We start from the raw sequence: 1,638 nt of genomic DNA, 5'->3' as shown, positions 1-1,638 counted from the left end.
GTGTCGCAGGATGACCGGGCGCTGGCTGTCTCCCGGCGGGTGTGGGGCAGCGAGGCTCGCCTGGGCGCCATCAATCCCGATCAGGAACCGTACCGGACGCAGCTTGAGCAGGCGAACGTCACGGTCCTCGACCTCACCAAACTCAAGGCGGGCGATGCCCTCAATCACGGCAAGTTCGCCGAGAGTCCCGAGGTCGTCCAGCTCATCGGCAAGCGCTTGGCCGCGGGCCAGACGGTGACCGACTCCCGGGTTGGGCTGGGCGACCGCATCATCCAGGTGACCGCCGGTGCGGCCAGTGCGGTCGGAACCGCAGCAGGTCTGGCCGTGTCCGCGCCGCTGGCGGTTGTCGACCCCGGGACGCGACAGTCTCTCGGCGGTCATGTGGAAAACTTGGGCCGCTCTGTTTCGGAGACGGTCGCTCCCTAACGTATGATCAATCGAGAGAGGGGCTCGAGTTGCCATCCCAAACGTCGCCTTCGGGTCAAGCACTGACGGTCCCCTAACCTCCAGGAACGTCCGCTATCCCTCGCTAGTGCAGACACCAGGTCTACTTCCGCCTCGTGCCAGAAGGAGACCTTTGGTGCTCGACGGGCGGCTCGTCCCATGATTCCAGCGCCGAGACGGGGCTCAGTTAAGAGCTTCATGCCACGATGGGCTGTGAGAGGATCCAGAGGCTCAGGACCGTGTAGCCGACCATCAGAGCTAGCATAGGCACTTGGCTTCGGCGCGCAGCCTCGGGGGTCTTGAACACCATCAGGGCAGTTTCGTGCGCAAGCCACGTCGCCACGATGTGCCCTGCGATGACCGCTCCTACAGCCATGAACCAGACAAAGCGCGCATCCACGATGCCGATGTTGATCCGGTAGCGGGCTGTCCCGAACACGTCCCATCCCCAACCAAAAGGGTCAGAGATGAGCGGGACCGCAAGCTGCCCGGCCAGCAGCAGAAACGAGAGATAATGGGCCAGGTGATAGGCAATGGCGATCGGAACGAGCGGCAGGGCGAAGTGCCCTGCCAACTCGCGCAACAGGTGCCCGGACTCTCCCGAGGCAAGCCTCATCACGCTGATGACAGTGACATACACACCACCGAAGACGAGGGGCGCCATGCAAAGAAGTGCAGTCGCCAGGATCTCCGCCGACGTATCATCCGCTCCCCCAGACCCGCCCGCTGCTTCAGTCACAGCGGCCCAGAGGGGCGTTTCCAGCAACCCGTCCACCGACACGGTCGCCAGCATCAGCATCGTGAAGGCGATCATCGAAACAGGCAGGCTCTGCCGGGATAGGAGCCCGACTGCATAGGGCTGGAGCCGCCAACACCAGCGCTGCCCTGTTCCGGCGATCCGCAGGGGCGCGAACCGCCCCAGGATACCAAAGGCCACGGAAAAGGGATCGCCCCTACGCAGCCAAACTGGCCCGCCGAAGAGATGGCAGCCTGCCCAGGTGAGGCCGACATAGGCCATCACCCCAAAGGCAACGTTGCGCGGCGCGTCCCGTGCCGGCGCGACAAGCTCCAGCCAGGCCATGACAAGAAACAGAACGCTTGCTGGCCATGCACCAAGCCAAGCTGTTAGGGTGGACGGCCCCCTTACGGCATCGCTGTGCCAGAATGAGGTCGTTGCAGATCTCACACACAGGA

1 protein-coding gene and 1 pseudogene are annotated in these 1,638 nt (G+C 64.0%); one reads left to right on the top strand and one right to left on the bottom strand.

Annotated elements, in window-relative coordinates; all coding sequences use genetic code 11:
* Window positions 1–426, top strand: a 426-nt coding sequence (locus tag DRB19_RS29560) for an alpha/beta hydrolase (protein WP_114189500.1), incomplete at its 5' end; no start/stop codon positions are given.
* 214 nt (window positions 427–640) lie between these two features.
* On the opposite strand, the pseudogene DRB19_RS29555 reads toward DRB19_RS29560, so the two are convergent.
* A pseudogene (locus DRB19_RS29555) lies at window positions 641–1,638 on the bottom strand (hypothetical protein); the annotation flags it as partial.

The organism is Microvirga aerophila, from assembly GCF_003332305.1.
GTDB lineage: Bacteria > Pseudomonadota > Alphaproteobacteria > Rhizobiales > Beijerinckiaceae > Microvirga > Microvirga aerophila.
The sequence above is the reverse complement of the archived record's forward strand: the minus strand, read 5'-3'. Positions and strand labels throughout refer to the sequence as shown.